General features: G+C 51.2%; 21 protein-coding genes and 1 pseudogene. 1 reads left to right on the top strand and 21 read right to left on the bottom strand.

Features of this window, described 5'->3' with window-relative positions; genetic code table 11:
• Window positions 1–23 precede the first annotated feature (23 nt).
• From EP25_RS0103925 to EP25_RS0103980, 10 genes are all read right to left on the bottom strand, one after another.
• Window positions 24–3176 (bottom strand): efflux RND transporter permease subunit, encoded by a 3153-nt coding sequence (locus tag EP25_RS0103925; protein ID WP_031432691.1) that lies wholly within the window; start codon window positions 3174–3176, stop codon window positions 24–26.
• On the bottom strand, window positions 3170–4663 hold the full coding sequence (locus tag EP25_RS0103930) for an efflux RND transporter periplasmic adaptor subunit (protein ID WP_036300212.1): 1494 nt from the start codon (window positions 4661–4663) through the stop codon (window positions 3170–3172). The genes EP25_RS0103925 and EP25_RS0103930 overlap by 7 nt, the downstream gene beginning before the upstream one ends.
• Window positions 4660–5079 (bottom strand): TolC family protein, encoded by a 420-nt coding sequence (locus EP25_RS22385; RefSeq protein ID WP_084190950.1) that lies wholly within the window; start codon window positions 5077–5079, stop codon window positions 4660–4662. Before EP25_RS22385 ends, EP25_RS0103930 begins: the two co-directional genes overlap by 4 nt.
• Before the next feature lie 6 nt (window positions 5080–5085).
• A complete protein-coding gene (locus tag EP25_RS21740) occupies window positions 5086–5997 on the bottom strand; it encodes a TolC family protein (protein WP_051906373.1) in 912 nt (303 codons plus the stop codon).
• A 163-nt stretch (window positions 5998–6160) separates the two neighbouring features.
• Window positions 6161–6601, bottom strand: coding sequence for a hypothetical protein (locus EP25_RS0103945; RefSeq protein WP_051906374.1), 441 nt, complete (start codon window positions 6599–6601; stop codon window positions 6161–6163).
• 158 nt (window positions 6602–6759) lie between these two features.
• Window positions 6760–9243 (bottom strand): bifunctional diguanylate cyclase/phosphodiesterase, encoded by a 2484-nt coding sequence (locus EP25_RS0103950; RefSeq protein WP_051906375.1) that lies wholly within the window; start codon window positions 9241–9243, stop codon window positions 6760–6762.
• Window positions 9236–10819: an IS5 family transposase gene (locus EP25_RS21745; protein WP_152555596.1), complete on the bottom strand. Its 1584-nt coding sequence runs from the start codon at window positions 10817–10819 to the stop codon at window positions 9236–9238. The genes EP25_RS0103950 and EP25_RS21745 overlap by 8 nt, the downstream gene beginning before the upstream one ends.
• A 982-nt stretch (window positions 10820–11801) precedes the next feature.
• On the bottom strand, window positions 11802–13493 hold the full coding sequence (locus EP25_RS0103965; RefSeq protein ID WP_051906377.1) for a SpoIIE family protein phosphatase: 1692 nt from the start codon (window positions 13491–13493) through the stop codon (window positions 11802–11804).
• A 35-nt stretch (window positions 13494–13528) separates the two neighbouring features.
• Window positions 13529–15139, bottom strand: a complete 1611-nt coding sequence (locus tag EP25_RS0103970; protein WP_235185832.1) for an IS5 family transposase — start codon at window positions 15137–15139, stop codon at window positions 13529–13531.
• A gap of 955 nt (window positions 15140–16094) precedes the next feature.
• Complete coding sequence (locus EP25_RS0103980; RefSeq protein ID WP_051906377.1) at window positions 16095–17786, bottom strand: SpoIIE family protein phosphatase; 1692 nt, start codon at window positions 17784–17786, stop codon at window positions 16095–16097.
• A gap of 88 nt (window positions 17787–17874) precedes the next feature.
• Here EP25_RS0103980 and tnpA point away from each other — a divergent pair.
• Window positions 17875–18306: pseudogene (tnpA, locus tag EP25_RS0103985) on the top strand (IS200/IS605 family transposase).
• 143 nt (window positions 18307–18449) lie between these two features.
• On the opposite strand, the gene EP25_RS0103995 reads toward tnpA, so the two are convergent.
• The 11 genes from EP25_RS0103995 to EP25_RS0104045 all read right to left on the bottom strand — a co-directional run bounded on the left by EP25_RS0103995 (window position 18450) and on the right by EP25_RS0104045 (window position 25761).
• On the bottom strand, window positions 18450–18785 hold the full coding sequence (locus tag EP25_RS0103995) for a DUF2956 domain-containing protein (RefSeq protein ID WP_031432697.1): 336 nt from the start codon (window positions 18783–18785) through the stop codon (window positions 18450–18452).
• 20 nt (window positions 18786–18805) lie between these two features.
• Window positions 18806–19129, bottom strand: coding sequence for a DUF3301 domain-containing protein (locus EP25_RS21750; RefSeq protein WP_036300217.1), 324 nt, complete (start codon window positions 19127–19129; stop codon window positions 18806–18808).
• A 92-nt stretch (window positions 19130–19221) separates the two neighbouring features.
• Complete coding sequence (locus EP25_RS0104005) at window positions 19222–19458, bottom strand: TIGR02647 family protein (RefSeq protein ID WP_031432699.1); 237 nt, start codon at window positions 19456–19458, stop codon at window positions 19222–19224.
• A 43-nt stretch (window positions 19459–19501) separates the two neighbouring features.
• The gene (locus EP25_RS0104010) at window positions 19502–20275 is read right to left on the bottom strand and encodes a DUF3530 family protein (protein WP_235185833.1); all 774 of its coding nucleotides are present in this window, start codon (window positions 20273–20275) and stop codon (window positions 19502–19504) included.
• Window positions 20275–21354, bottom strand: coding sequence for an AI-2E family transporter (locus tag EP25_RS0104015; RefSeq protein WP_031432701.1), 1080 nt, complete (start codon window positions 21352–21354; stop codon window positions 20275–20277). The genes EP25_RS0104010 and EP25_RS0104015 overlap by 1 nt, the downstream gene beginning before the upstream one ends.
• A 160-nt stretch (window positions 21355–21514) precedes the next feature.
• The gene (locus EP25_RS0104020) at window positions 21515–21838 is read right to left on the bottom strand and encodes a cold shock domain-containing protein (RefSeq protein ID WP_031432702.1); all 324 of its coding nucleotides are present in this window, start codon (window positions 21836–21838) and stop codon (window positions 21515–21517) included.
• A 219-nt stretch (window positions 21839–22057) separates the two neighbouring features.
• Window positions 22058–22396: a (2Fe-2S) ferredoxin domain-containing protein gene (locus EP25_RS0104025; protein ID WP_031432703.1), complete on the bottom strand. Its 339-nt coding sequence runs from the start codon at window positions 22394–22396 to the stop codon at window positions 22058–22060.
• Window positions 22397–22807: 411 nt separating this feature from the next.
• Window positions 22808–23173, bottom strand: a complete 366-nt coding sequence (locus EP25_RS0104030) for a hypothetical protein (RefSeq protein ID WP_031432704.1) — start codon at window positions 23171–23173, stop codon at window positions 22808–22810.
• Between the two features lie 317 nt (window positions 23174–23490).
• The gene (locus tag EP25_RS0104035) at window positions 23491–23895 is read right to left on the bottom strand and encodes a ketosteroid isomerase-related protein (RefSeq protein ID WP_031432705.1); all 405 of its coding nucleotides are present in this window, start codon (window positions 23893–23895) and stop codon (window positions 23491–23493) included.
• A gap of 61 nt (window positions 23896–23956) precedes the next feature.
• Window positions 23957–24493 (bottom strand): cob(I)yrinic acid a,c-diamide adenosyltransferase, encoded by a 537-nt coding sequence (cobO, locus tag EP25_RS0104040; RefSeq protein WP_031432706.1) that lies wholly within the window; start codon window positions 24491–24493, stop codon window positions 23957–23959.
• Window positions 24490–25761 (bottom strand): cobyrinate a,c-diamide synthase, encoded by a 1272-nt coding sequence (locus EP25_RS0104045; protein ID WP_031432707.1) that lies wholly within the window; start codon window positions 25759–25761, stop codon window positions 24490–24492. Before EP25_RS0104045 ends, cobO begins: the two co-directional genes overlap by 4 nt.
• Between the last annotated feature and the right edge of the window lies 1 nt (window position 25762).

The following is a 25762-nucleotide window of genomic DNA, read 5'->3' on the forward strand; positions in this document are numbered from 1 at the left end:
GGACGATTCGCGGCGCCTTCATCTTATTTAACTTTCCAACTCTTCCAATAGAAATAAATCGCCGGGAATACGACCAATGCCACGATCAGTGTCGAAACGATCCCTCCCACCATCGGCGCCGCGATGCGTTTCATCACGTCGGCGCCGGTTCCTGTCTGCCACAGGATAGGCGTCAATCCGGCCAGAGTCGTGATGCCGGTCATCAGTTTCGGGCGAATGCGGCGGGCGGCGCCTTCGACGATCGCTTCGGCAAGGTCATGCCGGGATTGCAGGCCGTTTTCGACTAGACGCTTTCGATAGCTCAAGTCGAGATACAGCATCATCAGCACGCCCATCTCGGCAGCGAGTCCGGCCAGCGCGATCATGCCGACCCAGACCGCGACGCTCAAGTTGTAATCGAACCAATACAACAACCAGACGGCGCCGATCAACGAAAAAGGAATCGTCAGCATGATGATCAGGGATTCGCCAACGGAACCGTGGTTTAAAAAGAGCATTAAAAACACGATTGCCAGCGTCAACGGCGCCAGCACACTCAGTTCGGCCTTGGCTTGCTCGAAATATTGGTATTGGCCGGCCCACTCCAAGCGAACGCCTGGCGGCAAGTCGACTTTTTCACTGACGACCCGTTTCGCCAAATCGACATAATCGGCGATGCCGATGCTTTTGACATCGACCAGCACGAAGGAAACCATAAACCCCTCTTCGTTGCGCAGCATCGGCGGACCGCTGATGAAATCGATGCGGGCGAGCTGGCTGATCGGGATTTGCGCGCCGCCGGGCGTCGGCACCAAGATCCGGGCTAAATCCTCCGGATTGTCGCGAAACTCGCGCGCGTAACGCAGATTGATCGCATAGCGCTCGCGTCCTTCGATGGTCCGGGACACCGTTTGTCCGCCGACCGCGGCCATCAAAACCTGTTCCACGTCATCCACCGTCAGGCCGTAACGGGCGATTTTGTCCCGGTCGATCACGAAATCGATGAAATTGCCGCCGGTCAGACGCTCGCTAAAGGCGCTACGGGTAAAAGGCTTCGTGCGTTCGTCCTGCCGTAAGACCTGCTCGATAGTCAGCGCGGCGCTTTCTATGGTTTTCAAATCGTCGCCGTACACCTTGATGCCCAAGTTGGAGCGCATACCGGTCGCCAGCATTTCGGTGCGGGTCTGTATCGGCATCCACCAGATATTGGGCATGCCCGGAAAACGCAGGGTAAGGTCCATGTCGGCGATCAGGTCGTCCCAGTTCAAGCCCTCCCGCCACTCTGCCTTAGGTTTTAACGTGACCACGGCTTCCACCATCGACAACGGCGCCGGATCGGTCGGGGATGTCGATCGACCGATCTTGCCGAATACCCGTTCCACTTCCGGAAAGGCCTTCAACTGGCGGTCCATAGCTTGCAGCACCTTGCCCGCTTCGGTGATCGACATGCCCGGCAAAGTCGTGGGCATGTAAAGTATGCTGCCTTCGTTCAGAGGCGGCATGAACTCGTTGCCGAGCTTGAAAAACACCGGCATCGAACCAAGCAACGCCAGCAGCGACACGCCGATCACCCAGCCGCGAAAACGCAGCGCCCAACGCACGACCGGGATGTACCAGGCCACGATTTTTTGGGTGAAACGATTTTTATCGCCGTGCAGCTTGCCGCGAATCAAATGCACCGCCAGGGCCGGAATCAGCGTGACGGCCAGCAGGGCCGCAAAGGCCATCGCGTAGGTCTTGGTGTAGGCCAGGGGCTTGAACAAGCGGCCTTCGGCGCCTTGTAACGCAAACACCGGCAGAAACGAGACCGTGATGATCAGTAATGCAAAGAAAATGCTGGGGCCTACCTCCTGCATGGCCCGGATGATGATGTGGCGGCGTTCGGCTTCGCCGATGTTTTCCCGGTTTTCCAGACGCTTATGGCTATTTTCGATTAGCGTGATCGCGGCATCGACCATCGCGCCGATGGCCACGGCGATGCCGCCCAACGACATGATGTCCGCGGTCAGATGCTGCGCGGACATCGGAATGAAGGCCAGTAAGATCGCGACCGGCAGGGTCAGGATCGCGATCAGCGACGAGCGAAAATGCCATAAGAATCCGATGATGACCAGCGACACGACCGCCATTTCTTCGAACAAGGTGTTCTTCAGGGTGGCGATCGCGCGTTCGATCAAGTCCGAGCGGTCGTAGACCGTGACGACCTCGACGCCTGGCGGCAGCGAGCGCTTGATGTCGGCCAGGCGCTGTTTGACCCGCTCGATGACGTCCAGCGCGTCCTCGCCGTGGCGCATGATGACGATGCCGCCCACCGTTTCGCCGTTGCCGTCCAGTTCCGCCAAACCGCGCCGCATGGCCGGCCCCACACTGACCGTTGCGATCTGGCCGACAGTGACCGGCGCGCCGGCCGGATTGGCGGTCAACGCGATGCGTTCGATATCGTCTATGCCGTGGATATAGCCGCGGCCGCGAATAAAATGTTCGTGGCCGGCGATTTCCAGCACCCGGCCGCCGACATCGTTGTTGGACTGGCGGACGGCTCGTGCGATCTGGTTTAAGGTAATGCCGTAACCGGCCAGCTTATCGGGATCGACCGTAACTTGGTATTCCTTCTCGAAACCGCCGATGGCCGCGACTTCGGCGACGCCTTCGACCGACTCCAGCCAATAACGCAGCTTGAAGTCCTGCAGGCTGCGCAGTTGCGCTAGGTCCTGTTGGCCGGATTTGTCGACCAAGGCATATTGATACACCCAGCCCACGCCGGTGGCGTCAGGGCCCAGGGTCGGCTGCACGCCGTCGGGTAATTGCGCCGCCACCTGATCCAGGTATTCGCCGACTCGCGAACGCGCCCAGTAGAGGTCCGTGCCTTCCTCGAAGATCGCATACACAAAACTCTGTCCCATGAAGCTTTGCCCGCGCACCTGGCGCACGCCGGGCGCCGCCAGCAGTGTCGCGGAGAGAGGATAGGTAATCTGGTCTTCGACCAGATCCGGGCTGCGGCCGGGCCAGTCGGTGTAGATGATGACCTGCGGATCGGATAGATCGGGGATTGCATCCAGCGGCGTGGCGAGCAATGACCTGTATCCCCAGAATGCGCAAATCGACACAATCAACAGCGTGACCAAGGCATTGTTAGCGCAATAGGCGATCAAGCGCTGAACCGGACCCGGTTGATGTTTAGGAGCTTCGTCTACCATTGTTCCAACCCCGATTTGAGTTTGCTTTCCGCAGCGACCAGGAAATTACCGGACGTGACGATTTCATCGCCTTCGGCCAGCCCCTCCAGCACTTCGATATAGTCGGCGTTGCGCAGACCGGCTCTGATTATTTTCGGTTGCAGGCGTCCTTCGCCCAAGTCCAGAAATACAACGCGTTTTTTTCCGGCATAGATCACCGCCTGCTCCGGCACCAGCAGGCGTTTACCTAGGTTGATTTGAAGGTTCATGCGGGCATAACGGTCCGGACGCAGCCCGCCGTCCGGATTCGGCAATGTCATCCGCACCCTGGCAGAACGGGTGACACTATCGACGATCGGATCGACGAATTCGATAAAGCCGCAAAAACGCCGATCCGGCTGATCCTCCAACACGACTTCCGCGCGCATGCCCGGCTTGATCCAAGGCAGATCGGATTCGTAAACCTGGGCCTCCGCCCAGACCGCGGATAGATCGGCGATGCGCAGCAGCGGCGTGCCGGCCTTCACGGCCGAGCCGGCCACGATGTGTTTTTCGACGACGGCGCCGCTGACGGGCGATAGTATCGGCAAATATTCCAGGGCTTGGCCGCGACGCGCCACGACCTGAATCTGAGCGGGGGTAATGCCCCACCGCGTCAGGCGACGACGGGCCGCCTCGGCAAGCTTGTCCAGATGTTTATCGCTTCGCTTCAGACTGTCGAGATATTCTTCCTGGGTAGCGATCAACTGCGGGTTGTAGACGGTTAACAAGGTTTGACCTTTTTTCACCGGCTTGCCAAGGTAATCGGCTTTGAGTTCGCCTATCCAGCCGTCGAACTTGAGCCTGACGTCGGTCAGACCGGTTTCGTCGTAGACGATTCGCGCCGGCGAACGAACGGTTTTGATCAACGGCCGGTATTCGACGCGGCCGGTTTTCACGCCGATCAGTTGCCGACGGTTGCTATCGATGGTGAACGTAGCCGCTTGCGACGGGGCTTGACCGGCAGCGACTCGCTTCGATTCGTCATCGCCGGGCGTGGCGGAGGTCAATTCGACACCGGCACGGCCGGTACTCATGTCGAAAGTCAATCGCGCCGTGCCCTTAGCGTCGGACCGAATAGACAGCGTCAACGGCCAGTAACCAGCCATCGGCAATTCATACCGGCCCCGATAATGGCCGGGGCTATCCATTTTCATGTCGATCGGCACCGGCATGGCCGGCATCGAGCCCATTGCCGGCATCTCCGACAGCGCTTCGATTCGGGCATCGACAACAGGACGTCCGTCTTCGTCCTGGAGGAATACTATCAATGTATTGTTCCCGACTCGCGGTTTTTCCGGTGCCAGCATGACATCTACGCCGAATGAGCCAGCCCGCTGGCTTGGAGCTTTGTCAAGCACGGTCGCGGTATCGTGGGCTCGGCCAATGTGCATCAATGCGAGACTTCCTAACAGCGTGAAAAACATGGCCGACCCGATAAACACACCCAATTTATGCTTTGCCTTCATAGTACTGTATCCTGCTGCGCCCTTACTGTTGAAAAAGGCGAGACGCTGCCGACCGCATGCTCGAGTTCGGCCAGACGGCGGTGCATGTCCGCCAACGACCGTTCGCTCTGTAATTGAGTTTGGAGCAGATTTTTCTCGCAGCTGATCAAGTTCAGAAAATCACCGGTGCCGCCACGGTAATCGGCCATCGCCGCATTCAAGGTTGCGTTTGCCAGCGGCAACAGTTTTTCCTGATGCAACTTGTAGACATCCAGGCTTTCCAAGGTTAGCTCGTAGGCAATCTGCACTTCTTCCCTGATATGTGCGGTGCGATCGACGTGGTTCCATTCGGCTTGCCTGATACGAGCCTGCGCTTCCTCTTCGGCGGCAAGCCGTTTGTCTCGATCCAACGGCAGATTGACCTCGACGCCGACGATGAAACGCTACTCCTCTAGCCGCCAGAAGTTGTTGTAACCCGCGGACACTTTGAAATCGGGGTAAAAGGCTTTTGCCGCTAAATCGCGACGCGTTTTGGAGGCCTCGATGCGGGCCGTCAGTTCTTTCAATTCCGGTCGAGATCGCATCGCGATTCGTTGCAATGCCTCCGGTTCAGGCAATGTCAGCTCGGAGCTCAGTCCGACCGGCGCCGGCAGAGGCGTATCCGGCGAACGGTTCAGCAATGTGTTAATCCGCGCGAGAAGCGTGCGCCTTTCGCGTTCCAGCGCGATTGTTTGATGCTCAAGTAGCGCGACTTCGACCTCGGCGCGCAGCGCATCCTGCTTGCCGGCGAGTCCTGTCGCATAATGATCGAGAGCGGTGTCGCGAAAATCGGTCAATAAAAGCCGATTAAGCTCATATATTTCCAGAGCTCGATGGATGTAATACCAATCCGCGAACAATGCCTTCGCGGTCGCCGTCAGCAGCAAGCGCAATGTCACGACGTTTTCTTTAGCCGCCTCGGCGTCGAAAGCAGCCGCTTCGGCCCGCAACTGCCGTTTTCCAGGCCAGGGGAATTTTTGGGAAATGGCCGTATTTTGCGAAAAACCGCCGCCCTGACGGCCGATCGTCAGCGGTGCAAATCCATGCGATAGCACGGGGTCGTCCAGGGCCGATGATTGTTCGATACGACTGGCCATCGCCCGCCATACCGCCCGAACCATTTCCAATTGCGGATTGGCGTCCAGAATAGCGGATACCAACCGCGTGGATGACAAGGTTTCCGGTACCTCGTCGTCGAGAAGCATCGGACTATTTGAACCGAAATCGCCATGGGCTCCGTCGGCAGCGGAAATGATTGCAGGGACAAAGGCCGCGGTCACTAACAACCATCGAAAAACGATGAGATATGATTTCATGGAGAATCTCTGCTTGAAAAATCGTCATTTGGGTAAACAAGCTCATACCGCGTTTAACCGCCTGAAGTCCGGAACCGGCATCAAGCGCGATGTATTACGAAAAACTTGTTACGGCTAAACGCCCGCATCACAGGCGCATGGATTTTTATCAATAGAGACCGGCTTACAGCCGAATACGGAGAGTGCGCAGATAAATTTGCCCGTCGCCGCTTGCCGGCAACGGTTCGTGCGGAAAGATTGCGAAAAAAAGAGGTTGCGGGAAAACGGTCGTTTCCCGGCGATCGAATAGTGGCGGCGGCTGCGGGCCATCCAGCACCAAGGTCAACGTTTCAACCGTAGCGGAAGCATCCGTCACGGCCAGATCGGTCAATGCTTGCTGGCTGACTTCGCAACAGGTGTCTTGATGCGAGTCATGCCGCATGCCGCAGCTCTCACTCATCGGACAGGTATCGTCGGGCATGGAATCGCCGCAACAGCACACCATTTTCGGTTCGCCCTGCATGGACTCGCAGGCGAACAACAATTGGGTATGGGATAACAACGCCGCACTCAAAAAGATAAAACAAATGGCGCGTTGCAATATCGCGTTACGAAAAAAGACCATGCTGCAATTTCAATGAGACCTATTCGGCTTTCAATGGTTGGTTTGGAGTCGTTGTTTATCGGTACATAATTCCCCCGACTGACGAGCCGTCATCATACAAATGCCGAACGAAAAACCCGCTTCGACAAGCTTAAAGCGGCAGTTTGGCAAAGAACATATTAAAAGACAACGTCTTTCTCGTCTATCGATCGGATTTTGCCCTGTCGCAACAACTCGGCAAATGTCTCGGCCGGAACCGGTTTGCTGAAAAGGTAACCCTGGATTTCATCACAATCTTTTCGCTTCAGAAAATCCAGCTGCTCGCGGGTTTCGACCCCTTCCGCGATGGTTTTGAAACCCAAGCTTTTAGCCATACTGATTATGGCGGTAACGATACCATCATCCCCTGAATCACTGCAAAGATCGCGAATAAAAGACTGATCGATCTTCAATTTGTCGATTTTGTACCGCTTCAGATAACTCAGTGACGAATAACCGGTACCGAAATCGTCGATCGATAGCTTGACACCCAGGGCGTTGAGATTGTCCAGCATGCCGGTGGTCCGTTCGGAATTCTCCATCGCAACGCCTTCGGTAATTTCCAACTCCAGCAGAGCCGGTTCAAGTTTATGCTCGTCCAGCGCATGCACCACTTTCTGATACAACTCATCTTGCCGAAATTGCGCGACCGATATATTAACCGCAACCGGAACGATCCGGAGCCCCGCCGCTTGCCAGGCGACTGCCTGGCTGACCGCTTCGTGTAACACCCATTCGCCGATATCCACGATCAGACCGCTTTCTTCCGCCACCGGAATAAATTGTCCGGGCGGCACTATGCCTTTGCGCGGATGGCTCCATCGTATCAGCGCCTCCGCCCCGATGATTTCGAGCGTTTTCGCATCTACCTGCGGTTGATAGTACAACATTAATTCGCCGCGCTGAAGCGCTTGGCGCAAATCACTCTCAATCTCCAATACATGTCTTGCTTTTTCATGCAGTTGGCGGGTATAGAATTGAAAATTATTACGGCCCCGCTCTTTAGCGCGGAACATCGCCGCATCCGCCGATTGAGCAAGCTGGTCGAAGGTATCCCCGTCCTGGGGATATTCGGCAATACCGATGCTGGCCGTCAACGTAAGGTGTCGACCGTCGATAACAAATGGTTGCGCGAGCAGCGATAAAATTTTCTGGGCGACATGAGCGGCACCTTCCGCGTTGGTATCGGGCAACAGCAGCATCAATTCGTCGCCGCCCTGACGGCTCAGAGTATCGTCCGGATGCAAGTGTTTGACCAACCGTCTAGACAACTCTTTAAGCAGGCGGTCGCCGGCGTCGGGCCCAAGCGAGTCATTGATGATTTTAAAACGATCGAGGTCGATATACATCATGACAATTTGTTGATGCGACCGGCGTGCCGACGCCAAAGCCAGCTGCGTCCGATCACGTAACAGAGAACGATTCGGCAAATGGGTCAGTGAATCGAAATTGCTGAGAAACTGAATTTGTTCTTCGGCCGCTTTAAATTCGGAAAGATCGCTCATAATACCGACATGATGAGTAATTTGACCGGTCCGATCACGAATGACATTGATAGAAATCCATTGCGGATACAAGTCGCCGTTCTTGCGCCGATTAATGACCTCACCCTGCCAATATCCACGATTGTGAATATCGTTCCACATGGCCCGATAAAACGCCTTGCCATGCTTTCCGGAAGATACCAGGCGCGGTGTCTTGCCGATCGCTTCCTCGTTCGTATAGCCACTGATTTCAGTATAGGCCCGATTAACGGACACGATCACATTATCGGCGTCGGTAATGACAATGCCCTCCCGGCTCGATTCGAATACCTTCGCGCTCAGGTACAATTGTTGTTCCGCTTTTTTTCGTTCGGAAAGATCGCGGACGATTGCCAGATAACAGTCGTTATCCAGCCAACGCAAGTTAACTTCGGCCGGAAATTCGGTACCATCCTTGCGTCTATACATCCATTCCTGCAGATGTGGTTTACCAATCATGATTACGGCCGCAGCCGGTTCAACCCTCGACCATTCGTGCCAAGCCAAGACATCGAACAATCGCAGCTTCATCAGCTCTTCGCGGCGATAACCCAGCAACTTCAAAACGGCGGCGTTGGCATCGACAAAACGGTAATCGCGGCTAGCGAGCAAAACGCCGTCACCGGCCTGATCGAATAATTTCCGGTAACGCACTAGCGCCACAGTACGTCCCCTGGCCAGCAGCCAGGCCAAACAACTCAACGTCAGTGTTAACACGACACCGATAGTAGCCGTCATCATCGAACGCCGGCGATTTGACACGCGCGTTTCAAAAGCCGGTGTCGTGCACATGAGCAACGTCCACTCCCGGCCGCCAATCTTGAGTTGGCGACGGGTCTTCAATTTTCCGCATGCAAAATCTCTTCCGTCAGATTTAACGTCAGAGCGGTACATTAACGTTTGTTCTTGCCGTGGTTCGCCGTCGTGGACTTCAAGCCGGATATCCGGGTCTAATAGTCGATGCATTCCCGCCAGCAGATCTCGCATGCGAAAAGGCACATCCACCCAGGCTTCGATGGCCTCGCGTCGTGCCGTCACGGTATCAAGCTTCGTCCCCTTGCGGTAAATGGGTAAATAGAGTTTACTCAGTAAATCAGCCATAGTTATGTACAAGCCGGACGGCTAAGTGGAGCTGAGCGCGCTGAGTTAAAACCCTTTGTTCCCAGACCTGTGCAACTGCCCTCATCAAACTAGCAAGGCCGCATTGACTAAGGCCAAAAAAGATCCTTTCCAGGATCAACAGGTTCATGACCAGGAAGATGGTGTTGATCCAGGCGAATGAGGTGTTGGCACGCTTGGCCCGGATATAATTGAGCCGGTAACCATTCTTGCCCTGGCCGAATTTGCCCTCGATGGGGATGCGTTGCAAATAGTCTTGTCTGCGTTGGGCCTTGGCTTGCTTGAGTTGTTCGCGATTGGCGTCGGTGACTTGTTTGGGGCGGCCGAGCGGCTTGCCGGCAAAGTGGATGCTGCGTTGTTTCAAGTAGTCGCGGTTGGCGCGCGTGCCATAGATGGGGTCGGCGATCACCCGTTCCGGATAGTGGCCGAATCGCTCGCGGTAGGCCTCAACCTGTGCTGCCAGGTCTAAGCCTTCATGAAAGGCATCCCAACGCAGGCGGTCGACATGGGCCAAGCCCTCGCCGGTTAAACTGACGCTGAGCTTGGCACCAAACTCGACCGGCTGGTCTTGTTTGCCGCGCACCATGGGCCGCACATAGGGCTGACTGATGCTGACGATGCGATGGTCACAGCGGCGTGTCTGGGTTTGATACATCTCCCATTGCTGCTGGTACACGTGCTGGATCACCCAGTAACGATGAAGCAGCCAGCCGGGTAGCGGCAGCGGCTGGCCCTCCGGAATCGGCGCTAAGAGTTGCTCGATATGGCCCAGATTGCGGCGCAGATACTGTAATTGTTGCTTGATGCCCCGGCGCAACGTTTTCCGGCCAGGACGCTTTTGTTTGGCGATGGCCAGATACGCGGCGCGGGCTTTCCGGCGATAGGTTCTGGGTTTAGTGCCAACCTTCAGGTGGACACACAGGGTGTCGATGATTTGTTCACTGAATTCACGCGCTTCGTTCAGCAAACTCAAGTCAGTGGGAAAACGGATGGCTTGTTCGACCACGGTGGCATCTAAAATCAATTGGCCGCGATGCGCAGGCGCCATGCCTTCTGGCCCAGTTTGCTCAGAGGCGGCATCCGCGGAAGCACTGGGCTTTTCTTCGGTTGGGCCGGTGTCAGACTTGGAACCCAGGGCCGCATCAAGCGGTGCTTGCGGTTCAGGCTTGACCGGCTTTTTGCCTTCATGCGCCTCGATAATGGCCCGATGAAAGCCTTCGAACACCGCCTCGCCCATGCGTTTGCGGATTTCGACCAATAACGACGGGGCAAACGGTGCCGTTGCCTGATAACCCGGCAGGCCTACGAAGTATTGCAGGTACGGGTTTTCTTGGATCTGCAGCACGGTTTCTACGTCAGACAGGCATAGCTTGTGTTTGATGATCACGGCGCCGATCACCAGGCGCGCGTCTTTCAACGGACGGCCTCTATCAGTCGGCAGGCCTTGATAATAGCTCTCCGCCAGTTCGTCCCACGGAATGCAGTCACTGAGCTTGACCCAGCGATTATTCTTATCCAGGGCCGTCTCAAAGGGCCAGTCGAATTCGGCTATCGTCAGTTGTTTTGCGCTGGTGGTTCAAATCATCTCTGCACGGTTTTTGAAGTCAAAGGCATGTTTTTTGTGCATTAATTATAGCAAATATCACCTAATAAATATTTATAATCAGTAGGTTATATTTTCTGAGTAGACTCTAGCTAGTCTAGATTTATATCGGCCAACATGACGAATCGCTGAAACAATAAAAACTTCATCATTCCGGGATAATCCCGATTAGCATCGAAGCCAGGTCATACAGCGTAGTTAGATAACGACTCTTACTCGGTCTTCTTAGCGCCACTTGGCGTTCAGTTATTTCGTTGAAAGCAATAATTTTTCACGCGCGGGCATGCTGTTCGGCCAAATAACCATGGTAATTTTAATGTTATTGACTATCATGCCATACTTACCTGATAATTCAATATAGTTTTTGTGATTTTCCTCACAAAATCGCAGTGGTTCTAATGTTTCAGTGGTATGAAATTTTGAGACACAGAATACCTAATCTGTTAATAATGATTTGTATTGGCTACAAGTTTGCATCGGCGTGTAGGATATGCAAACCGAATCCAACAGTTTTTTGAAAAGCAACAGCTGTATAAGATATGGCTTTAAATAACTTCCAGGATCTGAGCTATCGTTCCCGCATACGGCTTTCCAGTCGATAGTTTCCTCATCCGGATCGGCTCGCTTGCACGTGGGTTTCAATGAATGTTACAAGTCCCAGGCTTTCAAAGTTTTTGGCACCAAACCATCAGCGCGGCAACACCGCATTAAATGTCTCTTTGCCCAAAAAAAACGCCATGCCCCTATCATCTTCTCAAAATCCATGAAAATGAGGTCCAATACTCCTCATTTAAACGCTGCTTTCTGAATTGCATTTAAAATCGTTGAATTTTGGAAAACCCAAGAATTTAATGACCAATCAATTATTGAAATCACTGATTAAGATAGAATTTTAAAACGATCTATCCAATTCTAATGAGTCATTGACTCTACAAGCTCAATGGCGCCAATCGAAAACGACAGTGACCCGGTTGCCGACCCCTTGATATCTGATGCTACTGCATAACGATCTTAACAAGGCGATGCCGCGACCGGAAAATCCCCTGTTGTTATTCAGATCCTCAACCCATTCGTTGCGCAAGAATCCATCTCCGCTGTCCTTGAGCTTTATGATCAGGCGTCCTCCCGTCTCTGTCGGCTGATGGTTGAACTGAATGCGGACAGTCCCTGCTTGCACCGTTCTTAGACGTTCATCCCTGAGTTCGTAATATCGCATAAACCCTTCCGCTGTCTGCTTAATAGCGGAATCAAGCTTTAGCAGGCCATGATCGAGCGCATTGGCGAATAATTCCGTCACGATCAAAAAAATCGTTTGCCGATGTTCCTGCAAACCTTGAATTTCCATCAAGGCATTAACGACGACGGGAACCGGATTTAATTTCTTTAGGGTAGTTATATCGAATTCCATCATCGTTTTCCATGCTAGTGCGTCAATATGGCCGAATTCGTGCGCTATCACATCGGATTTCCAAGGCGCATTGTCGACATCGCAATGTAACTCGACAAAAGTAATCTCCTGCTGAATATGCTTATTTCCGCAATGTTGCCGCAGTCGGGCTATAAGGTCATCAAAAGCGGAAGCCTCATGTTGACTAAGGCATTCCATGATGGCTTCATGGCCAAATCCGCGTCCAGCAGCATTTTTAGCCTCGCTGACCGCACGCGAGAGCAAATACAGATAATCCTTGCCGCTCACTTCAAAGGTTTGCAATTGCAGATCGACATCGCCGAGAATACCTAACGGTAAATTATTGGAAACGATCGGCTTGTGGCTACCGCTCGAGCGTTTCACCAAAACTTGTTCAGGCATGCCACAATTTAGTGCGTGTAAAGTTTTGGTATTCGGATCAAGCCCTACGATGGCGGCCGTTAAAAACATATTGCTCGGCAACAATTGATGTAATTTACGATTTATTTCCTGGGTTATCTCGGTTATATCGAAACCCTTGGCGCTCATGCCATAGAATATTTCCGCCGTGGGCGCCGCCGCGACATAGGCCGAAATGCCGTAACCGGAAAAGTCACCCAATAACGCGTGAAGACGATTATCCGGCGTCTTCCCCACTAACACGATATCACCCTTGAACAATGAACGGGCGGAAACCCACGGCTTGACTACAGGGGTTTCCAAATAATTGACCCTTAATATATTTTCATAAAGATTTATGGCAACAGCCTGTTCCTGTTCGACCAGTTGATGATAGGCGGAAAGTTGTTTGCAGTCGACTTTGTGCTGATGCAGCATTTGCCGAACTTTAGTAAGCGAACGGAGCTTGGCCTTCAATAAGGCAGGATTGACCGGTTTAGCGAGAAAGTCGTCGACCCCTTGATTGAAGTAAGGCTCTAATAATTCTTCCCTGGTATGCCCCGCGAGAATGATGATTGGGATACAAACATTAGCTAATTTGTTTTTTATATGCCCAAGCTCATCGGCATCGATGGATTGTTGATCTAATAATAGTAAATCGACATTGGCCGAACTGATCCCATTCAACAAACTCTTTACCGTTTCATAGCGCGAATATCGGTAATTAAACTGGGTCAATACGGCACAACATTCCCTAATCTGTTGGTCTTCGCGTCCGCCAAGTAATATCGCGCATAGCGGCTCATCATGCGTTGGATTCATGTTGAAACTTAATTATTTAGAGTTTACTCAGTAAATCAGCCATAGTTATGTACAAGCCGGACGGCTAAGTGGAGCTGAGCGCGCTGAGTTAAAACCCTTTGTTCCCAGACCTGTGCAACTGCCCTCATCAAACTAGCAAGGCCGCATTGACTAAGGCCAAAAAAGATCCTTTCCAGGATCAACAGGTTCATGACCAGGAAGATGGTGTTGATCCAGGCGAATGAGGTGTTGGCACGCTTGGCCCGGATATAATTGAGCCGGTAACCATTCTTGCCCTGGCCGAATTTGCCCTCGATGGGGATGCGTTGCAAATAGTCTTGTCTGCGTTGGGCCTTGGCTTGCTTGAGTTGTTCGCGATTGGCGTCGGTGACTTGTTTGGGGCGGCCGAGCGGCTTGCCGGCAAAGTGGATGCTGCGTTGTTTCAAGTAGTCGCGGTTGGCGCGCGTGCCATAGATGGGGTCGGCGATCACCCGTTCCGGATAGTGGCCGAATCGCTCGCGGTAGGCCTCAACCTGTGCTGCCAGGTCTAAGCCTTCATGAAAGGCATCCCAACGCAGGCGGTCGACATGGGCCAAGCCCTCGCCGGTTAAACTGACGCTGAGCTTGGCACCAAACTCGACCGGCTGGTCTTGTTTGCCGCGCACCATGGGCCGCACATAGGGCTGACTGATGCTGACGATGCGATGGTCACAGCGGCGTGTCTGGGTTTGATACATCTCCCATTGCTGCTGGTACACGTGCTGGATCACCCAGTAACGATGAAGCAGCCAGCCGGGTAGCGGCAGCGGCTGGCCCTCCGGAATCGGCGCTAAGAGTTGCTCGATATGGCCCAGATTGCGGCGCAGATACTGTAATTGTTGCTTGATGCCCCGGCGCAACGTTTTCCGGCCAGGACGCTTTTGTTTGGCGATGGCCAGATACGCGGCGCGGGCTTTCCGGCGATAGGTTCTGGGTTTAGTGCCAACCTTCAGGTGGACACACAGGGTGTCGATGATTTGTTCACTGAATTCACGCGCTTCGTTCAGCAAACTCAAGTCAGTGGGAAAACGGATGGCTTGTTCGACCACGGTGGCATCTAAAATCAATTGGCCGCGATGCGCAGGCGCCATGCCTTCTGGCCCAGTTTGCTCAGAGGCGGCATCCACGGAAGCACTGGGCTTTTCTTCGGTTGGGCCGGTGTCAGACTTGGAACCCAGGGCCGCATCAAGCGGTGCTTGCGGTTCAGGCTTGACCGGCTTTTTGCCTTCATGCGCCTCGATAATGGCCCGATGAAAGCCTTCGAACACCGCCTCGCCCATGCGTTTGCGGATTTCGACCAATAACGACGGGGCAAACGGTGCCGTTGCCTGATAACCCGGCAGGCCTACGAAGTATTGCAGGTACGGGTTTTCTTGGATCTGCAGCACGGTTTCTACGTCAGACAGGCATAGCTTGTGTTTGATGATCACGGCGCCGATCACCAGGCGCGCGTCTTTCAACGGACGGCCTCTATCAGTCGGCAGGCCTTGATAATAGCTCTCCGCCAGTTCGTCCCACGGAATGCAGTCACTGAGCTTGACCCAGCGATTATTCTTATCCAGGGCCGTCTCAAAGGGCCAGTCGAATTCGGCTATCGTCAGTTGTTTTGCGCTGGTGGTTCGAATCATCTCTGCACGGTTTTTGAAGTCAAAGGCATGTTTTTTGTGCATTAATTATAGCAAATATCACCTAATAAATATTTATAATCAGTAGGTTATATTTTCTGAGTAGACTCTAGCTAGTCTAGATTTATATCGGCCAACATGACGAATCGCTGAAACAATAAAAACTTCATCATTCCGGGATAATCCCGATTAGCATCGAAGCCAGGTCATACAGCGTAGTTAGATAACGACTCTTACTCGGTCTTCTTAGCGCCACTTGGCGTTCAGTTATTTCGTTGAAAGCAATAATTTTTCACGCGCGGGCATGCTGTTCGGCCAAATAACCATGGTAATTTTAATGTTATTGACTATCATGCCATACTTACCTGATAATTCAATATAGTTTTTGTGATTTTCCTCACAAAATCGCAGTGGTTCTAATGTTTCAGTGGTATGAAATTTTGAGACACAGAATACCTAATCTGTTAATAATGATTTGTATTGGCTACAAGTTTGCATCGGCGTGTAGGATATGCAAACCGAATCCAACAGTTTTTTGAAAAGCAACAGCTGTATAAGATATGGCTTTAAATAACTTCCAGGATCTGAGCTATCGTTCCCGCATACGGCTTTCCAGTCGATAGTTTCCTCATCCGGATCGGCTCGCTTGCACGTGGGTTTCAATGAATGTTACAAGTCCCAGGCTTTCAAAGTTTTTGGCACCAAACCATCAGCGCGGCAACACCGCATTAAATGTCTCTTTGCCCAAAAAAAACGCCATGCCCCTATCATCTTCTCAAAATCCATGAAAATGAGGTCCAATACTCCTCATTTAAACGCTGCTTTCTGAATTGCATTTAAAATCGTTGAATTTTGGAAAACCCAAGAATTTAATGACCAATCAATTATTGAAATCACTGATTAAGATAGAATTTTAAAACGATCTATCCAATTCTAATGAGTCATTGACTCTACAAGCTCAATGGCGCCAATCGAAAACGACAGTGACCCGGTTGCCGACCCCTTGATATCTGATGCTACTGCATAACGATCTTAACAAGGCGATGCCGCGACCGGAAAATCCCCTGTTGTTATTCAGATCCTCAACCCATTCGTTGCGCAAGAATCCATCTCCGCTGTCCTTGAGCTTTATGATCAGGCGTCCTCCCGTCTCTGTCGGCTGATGGTTGAACTGAATGCGGACAGTCCCTGCTTGCACCGTTCTTAGACGTTCATCCCTGAGTTCGTAATATCGCATAAACCCTTCCGCTGTCTGCTTAATAGCGGAATCAAGCTTTAGCAGGCCATGATCGAGCGCATTGGCGAATAATTCCGTCACGATCAAAAAAATCGTTTGCCGATGTTCCTGCAAACCTTGAATTTCCATCAAGGCATTAACGACGACGGGAACCGGATTTAATTTCTTTAGGGTAGTTATATCGAATTCCATCATCGTTTTCCATGCTAGTGCGTCAATATGGCCGAATTCGTGCGCTATCACATCGGATTTCCAAGGCGCATTGTCGACATCGCAATGTAACTCGACAAAAGTAATCTCCTGCTGAATATGCTTATTTCCGCAATGTTGCCGCAGTCGGGCTATAAGGTCATCAAAAGCGGAAGCCTCATGTTGACTAAGGCATTCCATGATGGCTTCATGGCCAAATCCGCGTCCAGCAGCATTTTTAGCCTCGCTGACCGCACGCGAGAGCAAATACAGATAATCCTTGCCGCTCACTTCAAAGGTTTGCAATTGCAGATCGACATCGCCGAGAATACCTAACGGTAAATTATTGGAAACGATCGGCTTGTGGCTACCGCTCGAGCGTTTCACCAAAACTTGTTCAGGCATGCCACAATTTAGTGCGTGTAAAGTTTTGGTATTCGGATCAAGCCCTACGATGGCGGCCGTTAAAAACATATTGCTCGGCAACAATTGATGTAATTTACGATTTATTTCCTGGGTTATCTCGGTTATATCGAAACCCTTGGCGCTCATGCCATAGAATATTTCCGCCGTGGGCGCCGCCGCGACATAGGCCGAAATGCCGTAACCGGAAAAGTCACCCAATAACGCGTGAAGACGATTATCCGGCGTCTTCCCCACTAACACGATATCACCCTTGAACAATGAACGGGCGGAAACCCACGGCTTGACTACAGGGGTTTCCAAATAATTGACCCTTAATATATTTTCATAAAGATTTATGGCAACAGCCTGTTCCTGTTCGACCAGTTGATGATAGGCGGAAAGTTGTTTGCAGTCGACTTTGTGCTGATGCAGCATTTGCCGAACTTTAGTAAGCGAACGGAGCTTGGCCTTCAATAAGGCAGGATTGACCGGTTTAGCGAGAAAGTCGTCGACCCCTTGATTGAAGTAAGGCTCTAATAATTCTTCCCTGGTATGCCCCGCGAGAATGATGATTGGGATACAAACATTAGCTAATTTGTTTTTTATATGCCCAAGCTCATCGGCATCGATGGATTGTTGATCTAATAATAGTAAATCGACATTGGCCGAACTGATCCCATTCAACAAACTCTTTACCGTTTCATAGCGCGAATATCGGTAATTAAACTGGGTCAATACGGCACAACATTCCCTAATCTGTTGGTCTTCGCGTCCGCCAAGTAATATCGCGCATAGCGGCTCATCATGCGTTGGATTCATGTTGAAACTTAATTATCCATCATAAGGTTTAAACCACCGGCTTTAGCCGGTCAGCTTTAGCTGCGATAATTTGCCCAAGGAGGTGGCGATGGACTATAGATACGGCAGCCATACGGTTTACCAAATTGAGTATCATTTTGTTTGGGTTACGAAGTATCGTTATAAAGTGCTGAAGGATGAAATAGCCGAACGAGTGAGAGACTTGGTGCGGCAGACATGCGAAGCCTTTGAGATACGGATTATCAAAGGTGTCGTGAGCAAAGATCATGTGCACATTTTGGTGAGTGCGCCGCCGACTATGGCCCCAAGCGAAATCATGAGGCGAATCAAGGGACGAACTTCGAGCTATCTGTTCGAAGAGTTCCCGCACTTGAAAAAGCGATATTGGGGTCGACATTTTTGAGCCCGCGGTTATTTTTGCGCCACAGTGGGGCAAATGACTGATGAGATGATAAAGCAATATTTGGAGCATCACTTTGAACCTAATCCAAACGATAATTTCAAGATGGAGCCCGACTAAGACGCGTCGTTTAGTCGACGCGTATCCGGACTTTCAGTCCGTTATTGGAACCCACCCGCTTGAGCGGGTGGTTGTTTAGTATTTATACAACCAGCACAATGATAGCGGATCACTAACGAAAACTCTTAGTAGAAGGTCACCTTTCAAAAGATTGCCGCATAAAGAACAAATCCGGTCCAGCTTAGCAACAACAAAATCCATGCTAATTTACTTTGACGATATTCAGTCACCACTTCAGGCTGGACATGATCCGTCGTGATTTCTTCCTGCTGATGACGGACTTTTTTTAACCTCTTATCCAGTTCCCTCGCCTTGGCGCTTTGTTGTTTTTTATATTGTTCGATCCCTTTTTTAATGCCCTGGGCAATCAATTTGGTTTGTTCCTTGGTTTGCCCAGGTCTCTGAGTCGCTTTGGCTACTTTCATTGCTTCGTCCTGTGCTTGCGGCGATATGACCTGCCGCGATTTTTTTTTGCTCATAATGTTGCAGTAAATAGGATTCAGGAATCGAATTGATTGGGGTCTCTGTGCGGTTCCAAATAAATGCCTTCCACTTTTGATCCGAGCAACACAATCTTGCCGTGATAGCGTTCGGCGCCGGAAACCGAAAATTCAAAGATATAAGACCGCCATGCTTTTATTTTGCCCGTGTCGTCCCGTTTTGGCCATAAACCGGTTAACGCGACGTAATCATCGAGCAACTGTAAATTCATCTTTCGGCAATAATTGCTAACCACGGCCAAGGCGATTTCCCTGGCCTTGAGACTGTTAGACCAAAACCAACCGATGGCGAGTAAGATAATAATAAAGATGATTTCGCTCATGACCGCGGGACTGGGAAAACTTGCGAACCGGGCGCAATCGCCACTTATGATTGTAAAGATTGCGCCATAGATCTAGTCCACCCTGCGTAATGTCATCGGGCGGATAAAATAGTCAACATGCGTTGGGCATGTTCGGCGACTTCAATTCCCAAGTCAGTCAAATAGCCACCATCGACCTGGGAAATGATGCCCTTTTCATATAAACGCCGAGCCGCCGCGACGACTTGTGGCCCGGCATTCGCATGGACTTTAATACCCTCCTGCGTGGTAGCCAAATTAAATAAAGCCAACAAGTTGATTTCTTCCGCCAATTCTTCCGTTAAAACCATGGCAATCTCGCATAAATCATTAAAAAGCCAACATTACCAGCTTTCACCGCTCTATGAAACCCCGACCTAACCACCCAGCAACGCGCTTGCTTAACAAGTAATTGTTATGGCGGAACAAATGGCCGGCATCGTCCAATTGAACTTGTCTGTAATCGGGATTTTTTAGGGCCGCTAGGCGACGTTTACGGGCGCTATCGACGACTGCCGGCAAATCATTTTCGCCATAGATGTCCAGCAGCGGCAATTGCAGTTGCTCGATGAATGCCAAGGTTTGAGCGTATTGCCGACCGGTATCGGGTACCGCAAGACTGATCGCTGCAAACGCCGCAATATTTTGTGGGTCGCCATTTAGGCTATAGAGCCCCATTAACGCTCCTAGGCCATGACCGACCATGGCGATGGATTGCTCTCCGCTTTGACGCAGAAAAGCGATCGCCGCCCCTATCCGTTCCTTGGCCTCAGGAAATAAATCATAATATTCGTGCTCAGCCACGCCCATTTCCCATAACGGCAATTGTATGGCCAAGGTGTTCCAGCGATGCTGTGGCAACGTGATTCTTAAGCTATGGATGACACCCCCCTGGTCGGGAAAGCCACCCTGATCGTGCAGGATAATCGCCGTGCCATAAGGTTCATCGATTAAACTTCGAGTGTGTATCGCTAAAAACGTCCGGTCTTTGACGGGTAAATCGACAATTTCACCTATTGTCAAGTGACGCTTGATGGCGGCGGCGAATTCCTGTTCGCGCCTGCTGTCCGAGGCCTGGCCCAGCAACGGTAACAGCCACATAATGCCGACCAGAACCGACGTTCGCATCATAATTTGTAATCTTCGCTGTAAAAACCGCTTCCGGTGTAGCGGTGATGGATATGGCGCAACAGCACCATAATGACCGAGGCCAACGGCAAGGCCAGCAACACGCCGAGAAAACCGAATAACTGTCCGCCGGCCAGGACGGCAAAGATGACAGCGACCGGGTGTAAGCCGATTTGATCCCCGACCAACCAAGGGGTCAACAGCATTCCTTCCAATGCTTGCCCCACCATAAAAACGATCGCGACAGGCACTAAATACATCGGATCATGAAATTGCAATAACGCCGCCAGACATGCCGCGACGATGCCGACTATAGATCCCAAGTAAGGCACGAAACTAACCAGACCCGCCATCATGCCGATCAATAAGGCCAGTTCCAAACCGATTAACCATAGGCCGGTACTGTATATCAATCCCAAGGCAATCATCACATAAAACTGACCGCGCATGAAAGCCCCCAATACTTGATCCGACTCGCTGGCTAATTTTCCAGCGGTTGCGGCAAAGCGGCGCGGAAATAAATCATGCACATTGGCGACCAGGGCATCCCAATCCCGCAGTAAGTAAAAAGTGATGACCGGTATCAATAACAGATTCATCAACCATTGTAAGATGACCGTGCCGGAGCGTGACACCGAACCAATAACGGTGGCTGCGATGCCTCCGGCTTTCTGCCAGTGATTCTTCAACACATCGATCAACTTTGCGCTATCGAACGGCTGGATATCTATATCAAGAGATTGTCTCAAAAACGGAATAAAATCATTGTTCAGCAAATTGAAATAGTCGGGTAACTTCCTCAAGAACAGTGATATTTGCGATTCAATGCTAGGAATGATTACCAGCAGTACGGCGATTAACAGTAAGGTTAGTGTGGCAAACACAAGAACAACCGACCAACTGCGTCCCAGTTGCCAGGACTTGATGCGCAAGGTTTCCAACCTGTCCACCAGAGGGTCGCCCAGATAGGCCAGTATTGCCGAAATAGCGAAAGGCAAAAGAATCGGGCTTAAAAGATACAACAACCATCCCATTAATACGGTAAAGGTGAGGAACAACCATTTTTGTGAATCGGTCACTGCGTGATTACCTTTCCAAGGATTAAGAGAAAGTTGACTCGAGCTCTAAGGAATTAGGCCAAGATCATTCATTGACCTTAATAGTAGTCGAAGACTCGTTTTATGGCTAAAACGATTAGAAGGGTTGCCGCCATCCCACGGCAGCAACCCGGCCAAATCATTATTGGCTCAGATAAGCGGCGACGGCCGCGCTGATCAAACCTAATAACGCGGCGATAAACCACAACCAAAATTTATTAATCGAGCTTTTTTCTTCACTATGGGCGACCCCTTCGATGCGGGCATTGACCGCCTTTGACTTGCCTTCGTCATCCTGCTCGATATTGAAATGAATCGTGTCTCCTTTGACGGGTCTGCGTGCGGATCCTTTCAGCGCAGAGATATGAATAAAAACATCTTGGCTACCATCTTCGGGTTTAATAAAACCAAACCCCCTATCATCTTTCCAGGTTTTTAAATAACCTTTCATTTCTGTGTTTGCCATATAAATACCTACTTCTTAAAGACTGCTTCTCTATCAAAGACCTCCTTGTTGTTACGGGAAAGGCGCGGATTTAATAGTTTCGCTTATATTTCCGTCACTCTTCCGCCGACTAAACTTCATCAGCTCCTACATTTCGACTACGGTGAAAGCGCCAGAACACGAAACACTGTATCTTCTCTCCCAAGGAAAGAAGGAGATATTGAGGCGTTTTAGTCACTTTCACTTTACGGGTCCCTGATGATAGACCCATTCTTCGACCGGTTTACCGGCGATTAAGTGCTGTTCGATAATTTTGTCCAATTTATGCTCGTCGATACCATAGTACCAAACGCCATCGGGTTGCACGCACAGCAACGGTCCCGCTTGACAGGTACCTAGACAACCGACCCTGCTGCGAATGACCCGCAATTCGCCGATGTCTAGCCCGGACTGTTTTAATTTAATCTTTAACTGCTCATATAAAGCTTGTCCCTCGTTATGCTCACAACATTTTGTCCCTACGCATACCAATACTTGGCGCTTGTAGTCCCTCATCTTCGGCTTCATCATTTCTGTCATCGTCTATCTCTCATAGCGCCCCTGGCTCATTCATTGCCCCAATGTGTTTAATGTCATTAGCTTTTTTCAGCCAAAGGGACAAGTATATTTCGGAAAATCATTGGAAGAATATTACCCAATACGGGGTTTATTATAACCCAGTGAAAAAGTGGGAAACATAACAGGCTCGGCTTGGAAACCGTTATGTCAGACAAGAAGATCGAAAAGACGCTAAACGAGAACAGCCAAGGGTTTGAGCGCTAATAGATTCCGCTTTATAGCCAAGCTAAAACTGGATAGCACCATTTTGCTGACAGGCTAAGGACTGCGCCAAATACGTTATGGATTCTATGCCTGTTATACAAATTCCAGGTAAATAGATATTAGCCACATCCCTGTAGGCCAATATAGATCATTCTTTGCCTTAAAAAATTATCTAACTTTCTTATCGATTAAAACTTTATCATCGATAACAAGCTTGGAAACGCCGCCCAGCGAAATATGCAGGGTGCAAGAGGCTTTCTTGAAATTGTCGCCAGGTTCGCCGACCCATTCCATTGTGACATAAGTCGCTTTATCGGTATCGGTTTTGGAAGGAAAATAAACCTGCGAACCGGTCTTCTCTTTAATCAGTTGCGGACATTTTTGGTTTGCCATGCTTTGCATCGATGACACCGCTCGGATCATGGAAGCGGCCTCTTTTTGCTCTGTAGTTTGCTGTTTGCTGCCCCCGACCATAACGAACCCTATCACAATAGCCCCGACCACGGCAGCGATTAATTTTTGCGTATTACCCATTAGCTTCTCCTAATTTATTATTATCGGAACGACATCTGCGTAACATCGTTTATTCATTGCAACGATGTCTTGGCCAAGCGCGACGCATATGCCATTTCCCCATGAATTCTATGCCAATCGCACGATCTCGGCAATGCAAGAAAGCTTGTTCAAACTTTTTTGCCGAATATGCCGGTTCAAAAGTTAAATCTGACTGGACGGGTCGCATGTAGATGGGTTGGAGATATGTCCCCATGAGCGCATAAGGACACTTCGTAGTTGCCGGAAAAAATGGAAAGGCAAATCCAAACACCTCACTCTATTTACGAACAACGGTATTAAACCGACACCTGGGCGACCCAGTCTTCCAGATTGTAATAGTTGGTCACCCGAGCCACCTTACCTTCGCGAATATCGAAAAACGCACCGGCCGGTAGACGGTATTTTTGTCCTTTCGCTTCGGGCAAACCTTCGTCGGTATTCAGATATTCGCCCAATACAACGAACTCGGCAGCGCCGCGGGTGCCCTCTTCGTTGGCCATGACCACCATTTCCACCAGTTGCTCACGGTAATGATGATTCATTTTGTCCATGAAACGCGCGAATGCTTCCTTGCCCTGCTCCCGGCCGCCTTGATTGACATCATGTACGACATCGTCGGCCAAAAGACTCAGAAAAGTCTCCATGTCACCGTCGTTGAACGCTTGATAATATTGTTTGATAAGCGCAATTGCCTGTTTCATATTGTTACTTCGCTAGTAAAAAAAGGGGCGATTTTGCCAGAATTCGCCAAGATTTTCAGCATTAAAATTCAACTCCTTGCGCGGCCTTGATTCCTTTCTCGTAGGCATGCTTGATTTTGCGCATTTCCGTCACGGTATCGGCCACCTCCATCACCTCTTCCGCCGCATTACGCCCGGTCAATACCAGGTGCATCCAGGAAGGTCTTTCCTGGCGGATGAAATCGGCGATCTCTTGGCCCGAAATCCAGTTATATCCGCAGCAATAATTGATTTCATCCAGCAACACGAAATCGTATTGTTGCGAGCGAATTTTTTCCTTGGCGAATTCCCAAATCGCTCTGCTGGTTTTGATATCCTGTTCGGGATTTTTGGTGTCCCAGGTAAAGCCGTCGCCCAAGGCATGCCATTCGATATTGTCGAACCGCTTGGCCGCCTCCTGTTCGCCGGTTTTCCATTGGCCTTTGATAAACTGAATCACGCAGACGTTCATGCCCCAGCCGGCGGCTCTAAATACCATGCCGAAGGCGCTGGACGACTTACCCTTGCCTTCGCCTGTGTTTACTACCACAATGCCTTGCCGCCTGTCCCTGCTTTTCATGATAACCACCCCGCGACAACAGCCGGCGCGCTTGGAAAAAACCAATGCACATAGGAAGCGCGCAGATTCCGGTAGCGCACGCCGCGATCACCGCGCGGACAATCGAAGGCCGCCGGCAATGTCCCTGCCATGTCCCTAACCGAATGATGAAATTCGTGCCCTCTGGCGCCACTGGCCTCCTGGCGATACCCCAATGAGGCCAATTTGTCTTGCATTTTGGATACATAAGGCAACATCTTAGCCATCGGCCAATGCTCGCCTTCATGATTGATTAAACATTCTCCCAATATCATGGCCCCTCCACATTCGGCCAACACCGGTTTGTCGTTTTCGATAAATTGTCTCAGGGACGGCCAACTGGCCGATTGCGCCAACTGCTCGGCATAAAGCTCCGGATATCCACCAGGCAACCATAAGGCATCTGCCGCATCCGGCACCGGCTCGCCGGCCAACACGGAAAAAAATCGCAACTCGCCCCCCTGAGCCCGCAGCCAATCTAGGTTAGCCTGATAAATGAAACAGCAGGCGGAATCCTTAGCCACCGCCACCGTTTTACCGTTCAATAACTGGCGTTCCGATTGATCGGATTCCGGTTGAAGCTGACATTCGGCGAAAGCCTGTTTCAGCGCGTTGTCTTCGACTTGAAAAAAGGGTAAGAAGTCTGGGATATCGCCCTCGCCGGGCCGAACCAGGCCGAGATGCCGTTCCGCCAACACGGGCGCCCCTTTCGTCATCCAGGCAATTAAGGGCGGCATGTCGTGTTCTTGCAATAACTCACGCAACAACTCGGCATGGTGCCGACTTCCAACTTTATTGGCGATCACGCCGCCGATGGCGACGCCCATTCTGGTTGCATAAGCGCAGACTCCCGCGACCAAGGGCACTATCGTGCCGCTGATGCCGGCGGCGTCGACCACCAGCATTACCGGCGCGTTTAAGATGCGAGCCAAATCCGCCGATGATCCGGTCGAGCCGACTCCGCTACGTCCGTCGAACAACCCCATCACGCCTTCTATAACGGCGCAATCGGCGCGACCGGCCTGCCGCGCCAGAATTTCCCGTGACTTTTCCACGCCGATCATCAGGGTGTCCAGGTTATAACTTGGCTTCCCGGTAACCGCGCGATGCCAAAGCGGATCTAAAAAATCAGGCCCGCTTTTAAAAGCAATGACGGATTGCCGCCTCGCTTTGAAATACTGCAACAAGGCCAACATGACCGTGGTCTTGCCACATCCCGAATGTGTTCCCGCCAGTAGGCTTATCTTCATG

The organism is Methylomarinum vadi, from assembly GCF_000733935.1.
Taxonomy (GTDB): domain Bacteria; phylum Pseudomonadota; class Gammaproteobacteria; order Methylococcales; family Methylomonadaceae; genus Methylomarinum; species Methylomarinum vadi.

Excerpts from the sequence above, each read along its gene's own strand:
- cobO (WP_031432706.1), bottom strand. The coding sequence starts at position 24,493 with ATGAAAAGCAGGGACAGGCGGCAAGGCATTGTGGTAGTAAACACAGGC.
- EP25_RS0103925 (WP_031432691.1), bottom strand. The coding sequence starts at position 3,176 with ATGGTAGACGAAGCTCCTAAACATCAACCGGGTCCGGTTCAGCGCTTG.
- EP25_RS0104030 (WP_031432704.1), bottom strand. The coding sequence starts at position 23,173 with ATGGGTAATACGCAAAAATTAATCGCTGCCGTGGTCGGGGCTATTGTG.
- EP25_RS0103965 (WP_051906377.1), bottom strand. The coding sequence starts at position 13,493 with ATGAATCCAACGCATGATGAGCCGCTATGCGCGATATTACTTGGCGGA.
- EP25_RS21750 (WP_036300217.1), bottom strand. The coding sequence starts at position 19,129 with ATGAGCGAAATCATCTTTATTATTATCTTACTCGCCATCGGTTGGTTT.
- EP25_RS0104045 (WP_031432707.1), bottom strand. The coding sequence starts at position 25,761 with ATGAAGATAAGCCTACTGGCGGGAACACATTCGGGATGTGGCAAGACC.
- EP25_RS0103930 (WP_036300212.1), bottom strand. The coding sequence starts at position 4,663 with ATGAAGGCAAAGCATAAATTGGGTGTGTTTATCGGGTCGGCCATGTTT.
- EP25_RS0103980 (WP_051906377.1), bottom strand. The coding sequence starts at position 17,786 with ATGAATCCAACGCATGATGAGCCGCTATGCGCGATATTACTTGGCGGA.
- EP25_RS0104020 (WP_031432702.1), bottom strand. The coding sequence starts at position 21,838 with ATGGCAAACACAGAAATGAAAGGTTATTTAAAAACCTGGAAAGATGAT.
- EP25_RS0103945 (WP_051906374.1), bottom strand. The coding sequence starts at position 6,601 with ATGGTCTTTTTTCGTAACGCGATATTGCAACGCGCCATTTGTTTTATC.
- EP25_RS0104035 (WP_031432705.1), bottom strand. The coding sequence starts at position 23,895 with ATGAAACAGGCAATTGCGCTTATCAAACAATATTATCAAGCGTTCAAC.
- EP25_RS21740 (WP_051906373.1), bottom strand. The coding sequence starts at position 5,997 with ATGAAATCATATCTCATCGTTTTTCGATGGTTGTTAGTGACCGCGGCC.
- EP25_RS0103950 (WP_051906375.1), bottom strand. The coding sequence starts at position 9,243 with ATGGCTGATTTACTGAGTAAACTCTATTTACCCATTTACCGCAAGGGG.
- EP25_RS0103970 (WP_235185832.1), bottom strand. The coding sequence starts at position 15,139 with ATGATTCGAACCACCAGCGCAAAACAACTGACGATAGCCGAATTCGAC.
- EP25_RS0104005 (WP_031432699.1), bottom strand. The coding sequence starts at position 19,458 with ATGGTTTTAACGGAAGAATTGGCGGAAGAAATCAACTTGTTGGCTTTA.
- EP25_RS0104010 (WP_235185833.1), bottom strand. The coding sequence starts at position 20,275 with ATGCGAACGTCGGTTCTGGTCGGCATTATGTGGCTGTTACCGTTGCTG.
- EP25_RS0104025 (WP_031432703.1), bottom strand. The coding sequence starts at position 22,396 with ATGACAGAAATGATGAAGCCGAAGATGAGGGACTACAAGCGCCAAGTA.
- EP25_RS0103995 (WP_031432697.1), bottom strand. The coding sequence starts at position 18,785 with ATGAGCAAAAAAAAATCGCGGCAGGTCATATCGCCGCAAGCACAGGAC.